The sequence below is a fragment of the Phocaeicola acetigenes genome (assembly GCF_027529745.1).
In the GTDB taxonomy this organism is placed as follows: domain Bacteria; phylum Bacteroidota; class Bacteroidia; order Bacteroidales; family Bacteroidaceae; genus Phocaeicola; species Phocaeicola acetigenes.
Window position 1 is genome coordinate 226,166 of sequence record NZ_JAPZVM010000002.1, and the last position, 17,598, is coordinate 243,763.

The following is a 17,598-nucleotide window of genomic DNA, read 5'->3' on the forward strand; positions in this document are numbered from 1 at the left end:
AAACAAGAACTGCAGGTAAATTTGGTGGGAAAATGTAGAATATGTATCTTTGACTCGATTAAAAAATAAATATTCTCATGAAAAAAATACTTTTAATTCTTGGTATGTGTCTTTGTGTATTGACAACACAGGCACAAGATATCAAGTCCTTGTTTATTACTATGCCCGATTCACTTTCTCTTTTACTGACGAAAGTTAATAGGGAAGATTTTGGCGATTTCCTTGCCAGTAATATGAAGGCTGAGGTAAAGAATCGCTTTGGTAAACCCTCTGAAATGACAAAACTTACAGCAGATTATTTGAAAATAAAGATGACTTCGGCCAGTGAAGTTGAAATGAAGCTGCTCCCTCTAAACGATTCGACAAAGATTCTTTGTGTGGTTCATACTTATATGGCCCCTACATCAGACAGCCATATTTCTTTTTATGATACGTCTTGGAGAAAATTATCGGATGAGGCCTTTCTTACTCTTCCGGAAGAAGATTCTTTTTATAGAAATGATCTTTCTGAAATTCAAACTGATTCAGTACGCAACTTGCGCATGCGTACAGATATGTATATGTTAAAGGCTGAATTGTCGGAGGATACGAATTCATTACGTTTTGTATATACTACTCCTGATTACCTTGATAAAGAAACAGCAAAAGAACTGGCTCCTTATTTGAGGAAAATGCCAGTATTGTATGAGTGGAAAGAAGGAAAATTTGTTCTTTCGGAAAAAGATTCATCTATTTCAGAGAAATGAAATTAGAGAAAAGCGATGTATATCAGCAGGGATACATATATTGTTTAAAACGTTCTTATGTTTAAAAACATAGAATTGACATATCTTCATTATTATGGTCTGAAAATAGATAAAAAATAGTTAATTCGTCGTGGCGGTCTGATGGAAAAAAACTATCTTTGAGACAGTTTTTGCGAAACATAACAAGTTTTCGTGATAGTTACATGGAATTTTTTATAATGTGGGCTTGTATCGATACGTTTCAGTTTCTAAAGGCCAATGCTTCACTGAGTATAGATACAGGTCGGAAAATAACATAAGAGGAATGATATTAAAATGTATTAAGACCGTCGCTGTAGCAGCTTTAGCTTTTGTTAGCTTAAATGCCTCAGGACAAGATTTGCTGGCGCGTCAAGCTCCAATTGACAGAAAATTAAAAGCTGTTGATTCTTTGGCTTTGGTTCGCCAGATTAAAGCAGAGCAAGCTGTATATCCTGCTTACACTCTTTATCCTAATTGGAGTAACGACCGTGTGCATGCTTATGGTAATACTGTTCAGATTCCAGATAGTTTCCGTATTGATTTGACAGGCTTTTGTATGCCTACTACCCATACTAAAATCACATCTAAATGTGGTCCTCGTTGGCGTCGTATGCACAATGGACTTGATATTAAGGTATATATTGGCGATACGATTCGTGCTGCTTTTGATGGTCGTGTGCGTATTGTGAAGTATGAGCGTCGTGGGTATGGAAAATACGTGGTCATTCGTCATGATAACGGATTGGAAACTATTTATGGTCATCTTTCTAAACAAATAGTCAAAGAAAATGAATATGTAAAGGCAGGTGATCCTATTGGTTTGGGAGGAAATACCGGACGTTCTACTGGTTCTCATCTGCATTTCGAGACCCGTTTCTTAGGTGAGGTAATTAATCCTGAGTTTATGTTTGATTTCCCAAAACAGGATATCGTTGCGGATAATTATTTGTTTGTTCGTGGGGCCAATCGTTATGATTGGCAGCGTAATCGTGCTTTAGCTGCTGTAAAGGCAGGAAAGTCGGGAGCTGCAGAGGCGGAGAAATCAGCTATTCGTTATCATAAGATTCGTAAGGGAGATACATTAGGTAAAGTATCTCGTTTGTACCATGTATCTATCGATCGTTTGTGTCAGATGAATGGTATTAAACGAACTACAACTTTGCGTATTGGTCAAGTGTTGAGATGCTCTTGAAATAAGGAAATTAATTAATCTGTATACATCTTTAAAATGTCATTCTGAATGATAGGTAAGCTTAATGCTTATGTTTTCTCTTTCAGAATGACATTTTTGTTTTGTGATTTTCACGATTTGAAATGAGAATTTTTGCTGAAAAAACAGTAACTTTGCTGCCTATTCGGAACGTATTATGAAGGAAACAAAACAGCAGTTTGAACATATCATTGCTATTTGCCGTGATTTGTTTGCCAAGAAATTACACGATTATGGGGCTGCATGGCGTATTATGCGTCCGTCGTCCGTTACTGATCAGATTTTTATTAAGGCAAATCGTATTCGTAGTATTGAAGTGAAAGGTGTAGCTTTGATTAACGAAGGCATACGCTCAGAGTTTATTGCTATTGTAAATTATGGTATTATTGGTTTAATTCAGTTGGAGTTAGGCTATTCGGATACAGAAGATCTGACAGAGCAACAAGCACTCGATTTGTATGACAAATATGCCAATCAGGCATTAGAGTTGATGCTTGCCAAAAATCATGACTATGATGAAGCTTGGCGTAGCATGCGCATCACTTCATATACCGATTTAATTCTGATGAAGATATATCGGACCAAGCAGATTGAATCGTTGAGTGGAGCTACGCTGGTGTCTGAAGGTGTAGATGCCAATTATATGGATATGATAAATTATTCAGTTTTCGGATTGATTAAAATAGAATTTGGAGAATAAGCGTTTACATATAGCTGTTTTAGTTTGGACAAATTTTTGCCGGTTTCTGTTAGCATTAGTCTTTACTTTTTCCGGTTTTGTCAAGGCCAATGATCCTTTAGGTACAGTTTACAAGATTACAGATTACTTAGAGGCATGGGGTATAGTCGATCTTGTCCCTAATGCATTGGTCTATTTAGCCTCTATGCTCATGGGGATGGTCGAATTCACCTTGGGTATTTATTTGCTTTTTGGAATTCGTAGTCGTATCGCTTCCTCACTGGTTCTTCTTTTGATGTCAGTGATGACTCCTTTAACGTTATGGCTGGCTATTGAAAATCCAATTTCAGATTGTGGCTGTTTTGGTGACGCTATCGTTTTAACAAACTGGGAAACATTTGGAAAGAATATTGTATTGTTACTTGCTGCTATTTCTGTTTTTAAGTGGAGAAAGCAAATTTTTCAGCTGGTCACAAGCAAAGTCGATTGGTTAGTTGCTCTATATAGTACGGTATTCATTGTATTTTATACGTTCTTCTGTATTAGTAAGTTGCCGGTTTTTGATTTTCGTCCTTATCATGTTGGAGCTGATATACGAAAAGGAATGGAAATTCCGGAAGGAAAAAAGCCTACTACATACGAAACGACTTTTATTTATGCTAAAGATGGAGTAGAAAAGGAGTTTACTATTGACAACTTCCCTTCTTCAGACACTACTTGGGTTTTCGTAGATTCTCGCACTCGTGTAAAAGAGAAAGGATATGAACCTCCTATTCATGATTTCTCTATAGTTTCACAGGAAGATGGAACAGATTTGACTGATGTAATATTGGATGATGAAAATTATACTTTTTTGTTGGTATCTCCTCGATTGTCTACGGCCGATGACAGTAACATTGATTTGATAAATGAGGTATACGATTATAGCTTGGAACATGGTTATCGTTTTTTGTGTGTGACAGCTTCATCAGATGAAGATATTGCTATGTGGCAGGAGTATACTGGAGCAGAATATCCTTTTGCTTTAATGGATGATATCACACTGAAGACTATGATTCGATCTAATCCAGGTTTGATGTTGCTGAAAAAGGGAATTGTCATCAATAAATGGAGTGATGGGGATTTGCCCGATGAGTATCAATTGAACGCATCGCTGGAAAACTTACCGATAGGGCAGTTGAACAGAAAAACAGTAATTCATAAAATTGTAGAGGTTGTGGCATGGTTTGTGGCTCCTCTTTTACTGTTGACTTTATCTGATCTGGCTTGGCTTAATTATCGTAACCGGAAAATGAAGCAGAAAGAAAAAGGCAAAGAGGAAAAAGCGAACTAAGTTTAAGTGAAAGTATATAATAAACCAATTTGATATATTAATTTTAAAATTTAAACGAAATGAGAAAAAACATTGTAGCAGGTAACTGGAAAATGAACAAGAACCTGCAAGAAGGTATTGCTTTGGCAAAAGAATTGAACGCAGCTTTGGCTGCAGACAAACCTAACTGCGACGTAATCATCTGTACTCCGTTCATCCACCTGGCTTCTGTAACTCCTATCGTTGACAAAGCTGTAATCGGTGTAGGTGCAGAAAACTGTGCAGACAAAGTTTCAGGTGCTTATACTGGTGAAGTTTCTGCAGAAATGGTTGCTTCAACAGGTGCAGAATATGTAATCTTGGGTCACTCTGAACGTCGTGCTTACTATCACGAAACAGTAGAAATTTTGGAAGAAAAAGTAAAATTGGCTTTGGCTAACAACTTGAAACCTATCTTCTGTATTGGTGAAGTTTTGGAAGAACGTGAAGCTAACAAGCAGAACGAAGTTGTAGAAGCACAGTTGGCTTCTGTATTCTCTTTGTCTGCTGAAGATTTCGGTAAAGTAATCTTGGCTTACGAACCAGTTTGGGCTATCGGTACAGGTAAGACTGCTACTCCTGCTCAGGCTCAGGAAATCCACGCTCACATCCGTTCTTTGGTTGCTGCTAAATATGGCCAGGAAGTTGCTGAAAATACTTCTATCTTGTACGGTGGTAGCTGCAAACCTTCAAATGCAAAAGAATTGTTTGCTAATCCAGATGTTGACGGTGGTTTGATTGGTGGTGCTGCTTTGAAAGTAGAAGACTTCAAAGGCATTATCGATGCATTTAAATAATTAACCGAATCTTTTTCCCTCCTTCTTCCTCTTTTGGGAAGAGGAAGAAGGAGGATTTTTATTAACTATCTACAAAACCGGTAATGATGAGATACATCTTATTCTTTATATCCTTTCTTTGGGCAGGCATGTTGAGTGCTCAGACTATTGTAGAAAGCCTTGAACAGAAGCGTCCCGGAGAAGGTACGGTAACTATTCATCAGAGTGCGCAGATTAAGGCTTTGATAGGGTTACGTTATGTTCCTTCTACTGCTGCAGGTACTCAGAAGGCTTTGAAAACACGTGGATTCCGTGTACAGGTGTATGCTGGAAACAATTCGCGTATAGCACGTAATGAAGCACATGCGGTAGCGGAAAAGATGAAAGAATTATTTCCGGATATGCCGGTATATACATATTTTCAGTCTCCCCGCTGGCTTTGCCGGGTTGGCGATTTTAAAAGTATAGAAGAAGCGCATGTGGCAATGCGCAAACTAAAAGCAAGTGGAGAGTTTAAAGAAGCTGCAATAGTGCAGGAAATAATTAATATCTCGTTAGAATAATGATTGATACGAATTTACTGAGTTTTCCTGAGGAAAAGGTACAGAAGCTGATGGCACATTATAAGGAGATTCTAGCCTTGTTGGGAGAAGATCCTGAACGTGAAGGATTGTTGAAAACACCCGAACGAGTTGCTAAGGCCATGCTGACTTTGACTCGAGGATATGAAGTTGATCCGAAAGCTGTATTGAGTGCAGCCAAATTTAAGGAAGAATATCGCCAGATGGTAATTGTAAAGGACATTGATTTCTTTTCAATGTGCGAGCATCATATGCTTCCTTTCTATGGAAAAGCTCATGTAGCTTATATTCCAAACGGATATATTACCGGATTAAGCAAGATTGCTCGTGTGGTAGATATCTTTTCGCATCGCCTGCAGGTACAAGAACGTATGACATTGCAGATAAAGGAATGTATACAGGAAACCTTGAACCCTTTGGGAGTGATGGTAGTGGTAGAAGCAAAGCATATGTGTATGCAGATGCGTGGAGTAGAAAAGCAGAATTCTGTAACTACTACTTCTGATTTTACCGGAGCTTTCAATCAGGCCAAGACGCGTGAAGAGTTTATGAATCTGATTCGGAGAGGTTATTAAGCCTCTCTTTTTTTATGCCATCAGGTTTGCAACTGAATTGCACAGTATATTCCTTATCTTTGCAAAAAGAGTCAGTCAGATGAACGAAGTTTCTTTTTATATACAACGCTTGGAAAAAAAGCAGATTAAGCCTACTGCTGTGCGTATTTTGGTGCTGCGTACGCTGATGGAGAGTTCGTATGCCTTGTCTTTGTCTGAGTTGGAAGAACAGCTGGTTACTGTAGATAAGTCGACTATTTTCCGTACATTAAATTTGTTTTTGGCGCATCATCTGGTACACGAGATGGAAGATGGAAGCGGTTCGTCCAAATATGAGGTATGCGAGAATGAAGATTCTTGTAGTATCGAAGATATGCATGTCCATTTTTATTGCGAACGGTGTCATCGTACCTTCTGTTTTAAGAATATCCAGATTCCATTAATCAGCCTTCCCGAAAATTTCCGTATGCAAAGTGTCAATTATATGATAAAAGGTATATGTGATAATTGCATAAAAAAAACAGACCCGACAGAAGATTAACTTCTCTCTCCATCAGGTCTGCTTGCTTATTCTGTTTTACATTTTCTCTGCCAGATACTGGCCGGTATAGGAGGCGCCACATTGTGCTACTTCTTCTGGTGTACCGGCAATTACCAGATTACCTCCCTTGTCTCCTCCTTCCGGACCTAAATCTATAATGTAGTCAGCACATTTAATAACATCCATATTATGCTCGATAATCACTACCGTATGTCCCCGGCTGATTAGCGAATCGAAAGCTTCCAGCAACTTCTTGATGTCATGGAAATGAAGTCCAGTTGTGGGTTCATCGAATACGAAAATAGTTGGTTGAGCCTTTTCTATACTGAGGAAATAAGCCAGTTTTACGCGCTGATTCTCTCCCCCTGATAGGGTAGACGATGACTGTCCCAGCTTGATGTAACCTAATCCCACTTCTTGTAATGGAAGGAGTTTCTTTACGATTTTTTTCTGTTTATGCTCTGTAAAGAACTCGATGGCCTGGTTTACAGTCATTTCCAATATATCATAAATGTTTTTGCCTTCATAACACACTTCCAGGGTTTCGTTTTTGAACCGTTTTCCATGGCACGATTCGCATTCCAGTACAAGGTCGGCCATAAACTGCATTTCTACAGTAACGGTACCTTCTCCCTTACACTCTTCACAGCGTCCGCCTTCGGTGTTGAAAGAAAAATAACCGGCTGAATATCCCATTTGTTTGGAAAGAGGCTGTTCGGCAAACAGTTTACGTATTTCATCGTAAGCTTTGATATAGGTTACGGGATTACTGCGCGAAGATTTTCCGATGGGGTTCTGGTCGACAAACTCAATATCCTTTATCATCGACAGGTCGCCTTCCATGGAAACAAATTCTCCCGGGCGGTCTGTGGCTTCGCTGAACTCTCTTTTCAGTGCCTTGTAGAAAATATCGCGTACCAGTGTACTTTTACCCGAGCCGCTTACTCCGGTAACTACAGTCATCACGTTCAGCGGAAAGCGTACATCAATGCCTTTCAGATTGTTTTCGCGGGCTCCTTTTATTTCGATGTAATTATTCCATGAGCGGTGTGTAAGCGGACGGTCGATGGTTTCTTCTCCCAGTAAGTACTTTACAGTATAACTGTTACTTCCTTTCTGCAAGTCTTTCATATCACCCTGGTATACGATTTCACCTCCCAGGCGTCCGGCTTTCGGACCGATGTCGATGATATAGTCTGCAGCACGGATAATTTCTTCATCGTGCTCTACCACTACTACCGTATTACCTAATTCCTGTAGCTGACGCAATACTTTCACCAGACGGTCTGTGTCACGGCTGTGCAGACCGATACTGGGTTCGTCTAAGATATATAGCGAACCTACCAGACTGCTTCCCAATGAAGTAGCCAAGTTGATACGCTGGCTTTCTCCACCCGAAAGTGAGTTACTCAGACGGTTCAGTGTCAGATAGCCTAATCCTACATCGAGCAGGAAGTTGATACGGTTGTTTATTTCATTCAGAAGACGACGGGCGATAGCTGCATCGTGCTCGTTCAACTGTAGGGTGCGGAAGAACTCTTTCAAGTCGTAGATAGGCATCTCTACCAGTTCGGCAATGGAGCGTCCGCCTACTTTTACATAAAAAGCTTCTTTTTTCAACCGGCTTCCCTGACATTCGGGGCAAACTGTTTTTCCTCTATAGCGTGCCAGCATTACACGATACTGGATTTTATATTGATTTTCTTCCAGCATACGGAAGAAAGAGTCGATACAAACTTTCTCTCTCGGACCATGCCACAGATAGTCTTTCTGCTCTTTAGTAAGTTCGTAGTATGGAGTAAATATCGGGAAATCGTGTGCAGGCGCTTCGCGTAGAAACTCTGTCAGCCATTCTCCCATTTTTTCTCCTCTCCAGCACATCACCGCACCATCGTATACACTCAGTGCACGATTGGGGATGACAAGATGCTCATCTATACCAATAACTTTTCCGAATCCTTCGCAGGTAGGGCAGGCACCAACAGGTGAGTTGAACGAGAACATCTGGTCGGTGGGTTCTTCGAAAGTAATACCATCTGCTTCAAACTTGGTGCTGAAACGGTGCAGACGGGATTCCTCTCCGGCCGGATAGAAGCGTAGCATACATGCACCATTACCTTCGAACATAGCAGTTTCTGCAGAATCGGTCAGTCGGCTCACGGCATCTTTGCTGTCGTCGCAACTCATGCGGTCTACCAGCAGATATACAGTATCTTCCTCTTTGTATTGATATTCGTCGATACGAATCATTTCGCCATTGACTTCCAGTCGGGTGAATCCCTGCTTCATGTCAATTTCAATCTGTTCGGCTATCGTACGTCCTTCTCTCGGACAAATAGGAGTCAGTACTGTGTATCGTGTACCTTTAGGGTATGATAACATGCAATTGACAATATCCTCCGGGCTGTCTTTCTTGACTTCCTGTCCGCTTACAGGCGAGAAAGTATGCCCTACGCGGGCAAAAAGCAGGCGCAGGTATTCGTATATTTCAGTCGATGTACCGACGGTTGAACGGGGATTGCGGCTGATAACCTTTTGTTCGATGGCAATAGCAGGCGGAATCCCTTTGATGAAGTCACATTCCGGTTTGCTCATTCGTCCCAAGAACTGGCGGGCATACGAAGACAAGCTTTCTACATAGCGACGCTGGCCTTCGGCATACAGAGTATCGAAAGCAAGAGAAGACTTACCGGAACCGGACAGTCCTGTAATGACTACCAGCTTATTTCTTGGAATGTCTACATCAATGTTTTTCAGGTTGTTTACCTTAGCTCCTTTGATGGATATATATTTACTGTCGGACATACTAATAGAATGCTATAAATTGTAATATGCAAAGATACGCAAAGGCGAGTGGAGAGACAAACGAAAAACAGAGTTTTTCAGTTTGGCTATCCCGAGCTGCATTCTGTCTTATTGAAAGATTGCGAAAGGTATTGTTTTAAAACCGGCGTCGTTGAATGTAAAAACGCCGTTGTTGAATGTATAGCCAACGACGTCGGCTACACAACCGACGTCGTTGGCTATAATGTGTGAATGAAACTATGAATTTATATCTATAATAGTAAGTACTTTTTCTACTAAATAAGGATGTCAGAATTCAGATTTTTCGGTCGGAAATAAAAGGACAGCCTCTTTTTCGTACAGCGACACAAGTACAGGCCTAATTTTATATTAAAGACAATAAAAATATAGTGAAAATTTTGATTATTTTCATGTTTTTCTTATATTTACGAAAATAAAAGACTATTAATATATTTCATCCTTTCTGGGACTTGCATCGAATATCGTCTTGATACTTTAGTGGATAATTATAAACTTAATAGTAACCTTAAAACTTTTATTTTCCAGACATATTTCCCAATGATTCAAAAACAATTAGTTATAATACCATCCTATTAAACTCATAATTTTATGAAAAAGTTTATTTTAAGTTCAGTGGTCTTATTACTTTTTATCACAATAAATAGTTGTGATAAAAACAATGGTGATGTAGTATACCATAACTATTTATTTTACATCGAACTGGTAGATGAAAACGGAGCTCCACTTATCAGCAACCCAGACGACTTAAACTCGATAACTGATAAAATGGAACTTAAATGGGTTAATCCGGAGTCTTCGAAATACGTGGAATTTGACGCTCTTACATTAGAATGCATTCCGGAAAAAGAAGGTCATGGTTATCTTTCTTTGTCTGGGCTGGATGTTATTGGAGTTGGAGAGAACTTTAAAAATACATTTTCTTTCGATCTGATATGCAAGGATTTATTTCCGGAACCTTTGCATATAAAAACAATGTGGAATACTTCTCAAACCATTTTTAATGGGAAATATCCACTGGATAAAATTTATATAAATGATGTGGATACTGAGATTTTTTACATCGAAGATGGAACAATGACCGTTCCTGAGTATCAAATAATTTATACGCCTACTATTAAGATTAAAGTAAATAAATAGATTTGAGGTTCAGATTATAGAGTCTATGATTTCTTTATGCACAAATATGTTTCGGAAGAAGAAACAGTTTTTATGATAGAATCGTAAAAATAAAAATCTCCTGCTTTCAGTCCTACAATTAAAATAAACAAGGACTAAAGCAGGAGATTTTTATATTGCAGCTTATATAAGCCGACCTCTATTTTTTATTTTGAGACAATATCTCTGGTTTGTTTATGATTTTAAGGAATTAGTCTTGGTAATACACTCGTTTTACTCGTTCCGATACGCTGGTCAGAATTTCGTATGGAATAGTATCGAGTATGTCGGAAAGTACAGTGACAGGTAATTCATCGCCAAAGATAATTGCCTTATCTCCCTCTTTGCAGTCGATGTCAGTCACATCAATCATACATACATCCATACAAATATTGCCTACATAAGGAGCTTTCTGACCGTTTACCAGACAATAGCCTTTTCCGTTGCCCAAGTGTCGGTTCAGTCCGTCGGCATAACCTATCGGCAGGGCGGCAATACGTGAATTGCGGTTTAATACTCCTTTGCGGCTGTATCCCACGGTTTCATCGGCTGGCACATCATGTATTTGCAGAATTGTGGTTTTGAGTGTGGTAACGTTGTGCAACATCTGGTTTGTGAATGGATCAATACCGTATAATCCGATACCCAAACGAACCATATCGAACTGAGCTCCCGGATAACGCTGGATACCTGCCGTATTGCAGATATGACGCAGAATCTTATGGCTGAAACCTGCCTGTAGTTCGGCTGCAGCCTGTTCGAATGTTTCAATCTGGTGGCGTGTAAATGCATCGAAACGCTCGGCGTCACTGCCTACTAAATGTGAAAATACGGAACGGGGAATGACGGCAGACTGTCTTTTCAATCGTTCGATAAGCCGCGGCATATCAGCTGGGTCAAATCCCAAACGGTGCATACCAGTATCGATCTTGATATGGATAGGACAATTGGTTGCCCCTTCACGTTCGGCTGCCTTTATGAGTTCTTCCAACAAGTGGAAACTATACACTTCAGGCTCCAGCCGGTAGTCGAACATGGTTTTGAATGCGGTGACTTCTGGGTTCATGATAATAATGGAACTTCCTATACCGGCTTTTCGCAGATCAGCTCCCTCATCGGCTACGGCTACTGCCAGATAATCTACACGATGGTCTTCCAGTGTTTTGGCAATCTCAAACGAACCTGCCCCGTATGCAGATGCTTTTACCATACACACCATTTTTGTTTCCGGCTTCAACTTATTACGGTAAAAGTTGAGGTTGTCTGTCAGCGCATTCAGGTTGATTTCCAGAATGGTTTCGTGTACTTTCAGTTCCAGTAAGTCTGTTATCTGGTCGAAGTGGAACATACGGGCTCCTTTGATCAGTACCACTTCATTTTTTAGTGTAGAAAGAATACCCGATTCAATTAGTTCGGAAGTGGAACGGAAGAAATTTTTTTCGATTTCAAACCGTGAAGCCGAAGCTGAAATTTCTTCGCCTACTCCAATAATACGGTTTACTCCCCGGCTGTGTACAAGTTCAGCCACTTGTCGGTAAAGCAGCTTGCCGGACTGTCCGGTTTCCAGTATATCGGAAAGTATCAGTGTACGTTTGCGTTCTTTGTCTTCGGTACGGCGTGCCATAAAGTCGAGAGCAATGTCGAGCGAAGCAAAATCGGAGTTATAACTATCATTGATGAGGATACACCCGTTCTTGCCTTCTTTTACTTCCAGTCGCATGGCGATAGGTTCCAGATGAAGCATACGTTCGGCAATGTCTTCGGGAGATACCATAAGGTATAATGCTACAGCCAGACAGTGCAAGGAGTTCTCAATGGAAGCATCGTCGATAAACGGGATGCGGTATTCTTTGAAAAATCCTAAATAGCGGTATTTAATGGTGGTACCGGTATCATCTTTCTGTATGCTTTCTATAAACAGCGGACGTTCATTGTCTTTGGTAGACCAGGCAATTTCTCGTGCAGTGAACAGTGACTTTGATACACAACTGCTTATTAACTCGTTGTCGCCATTGTATACAATGACATCACAGTCTTTGAACAGTTGCAGTTTCTCCATGCATTTGTCTTGCAGTGAAGTAAAGTTTTCCTGATGTGCACCTCCGATGTTGGTCAGAACTCCAATGGTAGGTTGGATGATAGGTTTCAAGGCTTCCATTTCTCCCATTTCAGAGATGCCGGCCTCGAATATACCTAATTCTGTGTGTTCGTTCATCATCCATACAGAAAGAGGCACTCCAATCTGTGAGTTGTAACTGCGTGGCGAACGGGTAATGATACGTTCCGGACTGAGTATCTGATAAAGCCATTCTTTTACGATGGTTTTACCGTTACTTCCGGTAATTCCCACTACGGGTACCTGAAATTGTTCACGATGGCGGCTGGCCAGGCGTTGCAGAGCTTTGAGCGGACTTCCCACTACCAGAAAGTTGGCATCGGGGTAAGATTCCGGTTCTGTAGTCAAGGTTCCGACAACAAAGTTTCTTACTCCACGTTCGTACAAGTCGGCTATATATTTATGTCCGTCGTTTCTTTTTGTCTTTAGTGCAAAGAACAGCGTTTCTTCCGGAAAGCAAAGCGACCGGCTGTCTGTCAGAATCCAGTCTATATGTGCTGGATGGTTTCCTATGCGTTTGGCTCCTATAACAGAAGCTATTTCTTCAATCGAGTTTGACATAATGCGATTTCATTTTGTACATCTAAGTACGGTAATTTTTCTTTTAACCTTTCTATCTTTAACAGAATTTGACTTAAAAAAATATGATATGCTTCTGAATCCTCATTGAATGGGCGATGTTCCAATCCTTTACGTATTGCATCCCATTCTTTTATTATATGTAAAGTATTCTGACTGAAATAGGTTTGTGTAAAACACTCCCATATATATTCTATAGCCAAAGAAGAGGGGTGCAGCATATCGTCTGCATAAAAGCGGTAATCCCTCAGTTCGTCCATCATGATTTCATAAGAAGGGAAGTAATGGCAATAAGAAAAGAGATTGCACAATTTTTCAATTGCGATAAGCAATACGGCTTTATTGAGCTGGTTGCCATGAAGGCCGTCTTTGGCATGGCGGATGGGACTGACTGTGAATATTATTTGTAGATTGGGATTCAATGAACGGAGATGAGGAAGTAATATTCGGTACTGCTCTACAATTTCCTCTACATGGAGTAAACGGCGTTCGAATAGTTTTTCCGGTAATTTGTGGCAATTGCCTACAATGCTTCCATCTTCTTTCCATTGATATACCCGAGCGGTTCCCCAAGTCATTATCAGCCAGTCGGATTGACGAAGATGAGCGGCTCCTTGTCTTATCCGTTCGTTGATTTTTGACAGGCAAGTTTCTTTTTCTGAACTGGAGAAAGAACCATGATGCATCAGACTATACCACATGCCTTTGTCGAAACGTAAATTTGTCTCTGTATATGTTTTCCCTGTAGCAATCTCTTCGAGTCCTTTTGCTATCGACATGGGATTATACAAAATGCCGAAAGGATTAATGTCGCAGGTAAATTTGTTATCGGACAATTGCTTACCAATGTTTTGTACGAAACAGGAGCCCCACAGCATGAGCTTGTCTGAGTGGCGTATTTCCCATTGACCGGCTGGTAATTCAACTTTTGTTCTAAACTCCATAACTTCAAGATTTATTCCTGTGTTCTAAAAAAGACTTGCAAATGTAAGCACAATACATATATTTATACTATTTTTGTACGATTAATTGAATAATAAAATAGGATGGAATCACCCACTTCTTACGAATTATTAAATAAAATCGATAGTCCGAACGATTTGAGACAATTGCCTGCCGAGGTTTTGCCAGAGGTTTGTGGTGAGCTTCGTCAGAAGATTATCGACGAGTTGTCTCGCAATCCCGGACATTTCGGTTCCAGTCTTGGAGTTGTAGAACTGACTGTGGCCTTACATTATGTGTTTAATACACCTTATGACCGTATTGTATGGGATGTAGGGCATCAGGCTTATGGACATAAAATACTGACTGGACGGCGGGACCGATTTTATACAAACCGTAAGTTGAACGGATTGTGTCCTTTTCCTTCTCCTTCGGAAAGTGAGTATGATACTTTTACCTGTGGTCATGCTTCGAACTCTATTTCGGCAGCTTTGGGAATGGCTGTTGCTGCTGCCAGAAAGGGAGAAGATTCCCGTAAAGTGGTAGCTGTCATTGGAGATGGTTCGATGAGTGGAGGGCTGGCTTTTGAGGGATTGAATAACGCTTCAAGTACTCCTAATAATTTATTGATAATCCTCAACGACAATAATATGGCCATCGACCGGAGTGTGGGTGGTATGAAACAGTATTTGTTGAATCTTCAGACTTCGGAAGGGTATAACCGGTTGCGCTACAACGTTTCACGGATGTTTCATCATTGGGGAATCTTGAATGAGGAGCGCAGAAAAAGTCTCATACGTTTCAACAATAGCTTGAAGTCGGTGATAACCCAGCAGCAGAATATTTTTGAGGGAATGAACATCCGTTATTTCGGCCCGGTAGACGGACACGATGTGCAGGCTTTAATAAAAGTATTGCGCGAAATAAAGGAAATGAAAGGCCCTAAACTGTTGCATGTACATACTGTAAAAGGCAAAGGTTTTAAACCGGCCGAAGAAGCTGCTACATTGTGGCATGCTCCTGGTATCTTTGATAAAGAAACCGGTGAGCGTATTGTGATGGATACTACAGGAATGCCACCCTTGTTTCAGGATGTATTTGGACAGACTTTACTGGAACTGGCTCAGCAGAATGACAAGATTATAGGAGTAACGCCGGCGATGCCGACTGGATGTTCCATGAATGTATTGATGAAAGCGATGCCGGACCGTGCTTTCGATGTAGGCATAGCCGAAGGTCATGCTGTTACGTTTTCCGGAGGAATGGCAGAGGAGGGATTATTGCCTTTCTGCAATATTTACTCGTCGTTTATGCAACGTGCCTACGATAATGTGATTCATGATGTGGCTATCCAGAAACTGAATGTAGTGTTGTGTCTGGATCGTGCCGGATTGGTAGGAGAGGATGGAGCTACGCATCATGGTGTGTTCGATATGGCCTACCTTCGTCCTATACCTAATTTGATAATTTCTTCTCCTTATGATGAAAAGGAATTGAGAAGACTGATGTACACAGCTCAGTTGCCTAATCAAGGACCTTTTGTAATCCGCTATCCGCGTGGAAGAGGGGTACTGACCGATTGGAAATGTCCACTTGAAGCTGTTGAAATAGGTAAGGGACGTAAGATGAAAGATGGAACCGATATGGCTGTGATCACCATTGGTCCGGTAGGTAATGTGGCTGCCAAGGCAATAGAAGAAGCCGAGAAGAATAATAATTGTTCGATAGCACATTATGATTTGCGATTCCTGAAACCGATAGATGAAGAAATGTTGCACGAGGTGGGCCGACGCTTTAAAAAGGTTGTGACAGTGGAAGACGGAGTCTTGAAAGGAGGCATGGGAAGTGCCGTACTGGAGTTTATGTCTGATAATGGTTATACACCAACGGTGAAACGTTTGGGTATTGAAGATACGTTTATACAGCATGGTGCAGTGAAAGAACTGTATGCAATTTGCGGTATTGACCAGACGGGAATATATAATACATTAATTCAAACGCTGAACTTATGAAAATTATCATTGCTGGGGCAGGAGCAGTAGGCACACATTTGGCCAAACTTTTGTCAGGGGAAAAGCAAGACATTATTCTGATGGATGAGGATGAGGAAAAGTTGAGTAAGGTAGGAAGTAATCTGGACCTGATGACTGTAGACTTGTCCCCGACTTCTATCTCCGGCTTGAAAGAGGCGGGAGTAGCGGGTGCCGATTTGTTTATTGCTGTAACACCTAATGAAAGTCAGAATATGACTGCCTGTATGTTGGCTACCAGTTTGGGAGCCAAGAAAACAGTAGCACGTATAGATAACTATGAGTATCTTTTACCTAAGCACAAGGAGTTTTTTGCTAAATTAGGGGTACATTCTTTGATTTATCCGGAAATGTTGGCAGCAAAGGACATTGTGGATGCAGTCAAGATGAGCTGGATACGCCAGTGGTGGGAATTTGCCGGAGGGGCTTTAGTCTTGATTGGTACTAAGATGCGTGAAACTGCCGAAATTCTTAATGTATCGTTGCACGAACTCGGAGGTAGAAATATTCCTTTTCACATCGTAGCCATTAAAAGAGGAGGAGAGACAATTATCCCGCGAGGTGATGATGTGATTATGCTGAATGATGTGGTATATTTTACTACAACAAAGAAATATATTCCGTATATCCGTAAAATAGCCGGTAAGGAACATTATGCGGATATCCGTAATGTAATGATTATGGGAGGAAGCCGTATTGCGGTGCGCACAGTGCAATATATGCCGGAATATATGCGGACGAAGATTATAGAAAGTGACTTGAACCGTTGTAATCGTCTGACTGAACTTGTGGATGATAAAGTGATGATTATCAACGGGGACGGACGTGATATGGAATTGCTTTTGGAAGAGGGTATCGGGAATACAGAAGCATTTGTTGCACTGACTGGAAACTCGGAAACCAATATTTTGGCTTGTCTGGCTGCTAAACGGATGGGAGTAACCAAGACTGTAGCAGAAGTGGAAAATGTGGATTATATCAGCATGGCAGAAAGCTTGGATATCGGTACGGTGATTAATAAGAAATTTATTGCTGCCAGCCATATTTATCAGATGATGTTGGATGCCGATGTCTCGAATGTAAAGTGTCTGACATTTGCCAATGCCGATGTAGCAGAGTTTGTGGTGAAACCAGGAGCGCGTATTACAAAAGTACAAGTAAAGGATGCCGGTTTACCGAAAGGCGCAACAATCGGTGGATTGATTCGTAACGGCGAAGGTATTCTGGTAACTGGTAATACAAACATTCAGGAGAATGACCATGTAGTGGTGTTCTGTTTGGGAATGATGATTAAGAAACTGGAGAAATTCTTTAATTAATTGGTTTTTCATTCTTTTTCATATGAAAGAGAATGAAAAATCTTTCTTTATCTTTCTCGTAATGTGTCATGGTGCTGTGTTTTAAAAGATGAATGAAGATAAGGTAGAATTGTTTTGGAAGATTTTTGTGAAAATGTGTTCGAAAACATATTTTATAGGATGTAATTAACTC

The 17,598-nt window shown here is 40.5% G+C and carries 14 protein-coding genes; 11 read left to right on the forward strand and 3 right to left on the reverse strand.

Features of this window, described 5'->3' with window-relative positions:
- Nucleotides 1-77 precede the first annotated feature (77 nt).
- From O6P32_RS03475 to O6P32_RS03510, 8 genes are all read left to right on the forward strand, one after another.
- On the forward strand, nucleotides 78-746 hold the full coding sequence (locus O6P32_RS03475; protein ID WP_269876825.1) for a DUF3256 family protein: 669 nt from the start codon (nucleotides 78-80) through the stop codon (nucleotides 744-746).
- A 304-nt stretch (nucleotides 747-1,050) separates the two neighbouring features.
- Nucleotides 1,051-1,959, forward strand: coding sequence for a peptidoglycan DD-metalloendopeptidase family protein (locus O6P32_RS03480; protein ID WP_269876827.1), 909 nt, complete (start codon nucleotides 1,051-1,053; stop codon nucleotides 1,957-1,959).
- A 175-nt stretch (nucleotides 1,960-2,134) separates the two neighbouring features.
- On the forward strand, nucleotides 2,135-2,677 hold the full coding sequence (locus O6P32_RS03485) for a DUF1599 domain-containing protein (RefSeq protein ID WP_178266073.1): 543 nt from the start codon (nucleotides 2,135-2,137) through the stop codon (nucleotides 2,675-2,677).
- A complete protein-coding gene (locus O6P32_RS03490) occupies nucleotides 2,667-3,989 on the forward strand; it encodes a BT_3928 family protein (protein WP_269876829.1) in 1,323 nt (440 codons plus the stop codon). The genes O6P32_RS03485 and O6P32_RS03490 overlap by 11 nt, the downstream gene beginning before the upstream one ends.
- 59 nt (nucleotides 3,990-4,048) lie before the next feature.
- Nucleotides 4,049-4,804, forward strand: coding sequence for a triose-phosphate isomerase (tpiA, locus tag O6P32_RS03495; RefSeq protein ID WP_269876830.1), 756 nt, complete (start codon nucleotides 4,049-4,051; stop codon nucleotides 4,802-4,804).
- Between the two features lie 86 nt (nucleotides 4,805-4,890).
- On the forward strand, nucleotides 4,891-5,346 hold the full coding sequence (locus tag O6P32_RS03500) for an SPOR domain-containing protein (RefSeq protein WP_178266076.1): 456 nt from the start codon (nucleotides 4,891-4,893) through the stop codon (nucleotides 5,344-5,346).
- Complete coding sequence (gene folE, locus O6P32_RS03505) at nucleotides 5,346-5,939, forward strand: GTP cyclohydrolase I FolE (RefSeq protein WP_178266077.1); 594 nt, start codon at nucleotides 5,346-5,348, stop codon at nucleotides 5,937-5,939. The genes O6P32_RS03500 and folE overlap by 1 nt, the downstream gene beginning before the upstream one ends.
- 79 nt (nucleotides 5,940-6,018) lie before the next feature.
- Nucleotides 6,019-6,459 carry a Fur family transcriptional regulator gene (locus O6P32_RS03510; RefSeq protein WP_269876831.1) on the forward strand — a complete coding sequence of 147 codons (441 nt, stop codon included), beginning with the start codon at nucleotides 6,019-6,021 and terminating at the stop codon, nucleotides 6,457-6,459.
- Nucleotides 6,460-6,495: 36 nt separating this feature from the next.
- Here the strand turns inward: O6P32_RS03510 and uvrA are convergent, their stop codons facing one another.
- Nucleotides 6,496-9,264: an excinuclease ABC subunit UvrA gene (gene uvrA, locus O6P32_RS03515; RefSeq protein WP_269876832.1), complete on the reverse strand. Its 2,769-nt coding sequence runs from the start codon at nucleotides 9,262-9,264 to the stop codon at nucleotides 6,496-6,498.
- A gap of 609 nt (nucleotides 9,265-9,873) precedes the next feature.
- Here uvrA and O6P32_RS03520 point away from each other — a divergent pair.
- Nucleotides 9,874-10,422, forward strand: a complete 549-nt coding sequence (locus O6P32_RS03520) for a hypothetical protein (protein WP_269876834.1) — start codon at nucleotides 9,874-9,876, stop codon at nucleotides 10,420-10,422.
- Nucleotides 10,423-10,651: 229 nt separating this feature from the next.
- On the opposite strand, the gene O6P32_RS03525 is transcribed toward O6P32_RS03520, so the two are convergent.
- Nucleotides 10,652-13,117, reverse strand: a complete 2,466-nt coding sequence (locus O6P32_RS03525) for a bifunctional UDP-N-acetylmuramoyl-tripeptide:D-alanyl-D-alanine ligase/alanine racemase (protein ID WP_269876836.1) — start codon at nucleotides 13,115-13,117, stop codon at nucleotides 10,652-10,654.
- Nucleotides 13,093-14,079 carry a GSCFA domain-containing protein gene (locus tag O6P32_RS03530; RefSeq protein ID WP_269876838.1) on the reverse strand — a complete coding sequence of 329 codons (987 nt, stop codon included), beginning with the start codon at nucleotides 14,077-14,079 and terminating at the stop codon, nucleotides 13,093-13,095. The genes O6P32_RS03525 and O6P32_RS03530 overlap by 25 nt, the downstream gene beginning before the upstream one ends.
- A 102-nt stretch (nucleotides 14,080-14,181) precedes the next feature.
- Between O6P32_RS03530 and dxs the strand changes: the two genes are divergently transcribed.
- Both dxs and trkA read left to right on the forward strand, forming a co-directional pair.
- Nucleotides 14,182-16,089 (forward strand): 1-deoxy-D-xylulose-5-phosphate synthase, encoded by a 1,908-nt coding sequence (gene dxs, locus O6P32_RS03535; RefSeq protein WP_269876840.1) that lies wholly within the window; start codon nucleotides 14,182-14,184, stop codon nucleotides 16,087-16,089.
- Nucleotides 16,086-17,426 (forward strand): Trk system potassium transporter TrkA, encoded by a 1,341-nt coding sequence (gene trkA / locus O6P32_RS03540; protein WP_269876842.1) that lies wholly within the window; start codon nucleotides 16,086-16,088, stop codon nucleotides 17,424-17,426. The genes dxs and trkA overlap by 4 nt, the downstream gene beginning before the upstream one ends.
- The last annotated feature ends 172 nt before the right edge of the window (nucleotides 17,427-17,598 follow it).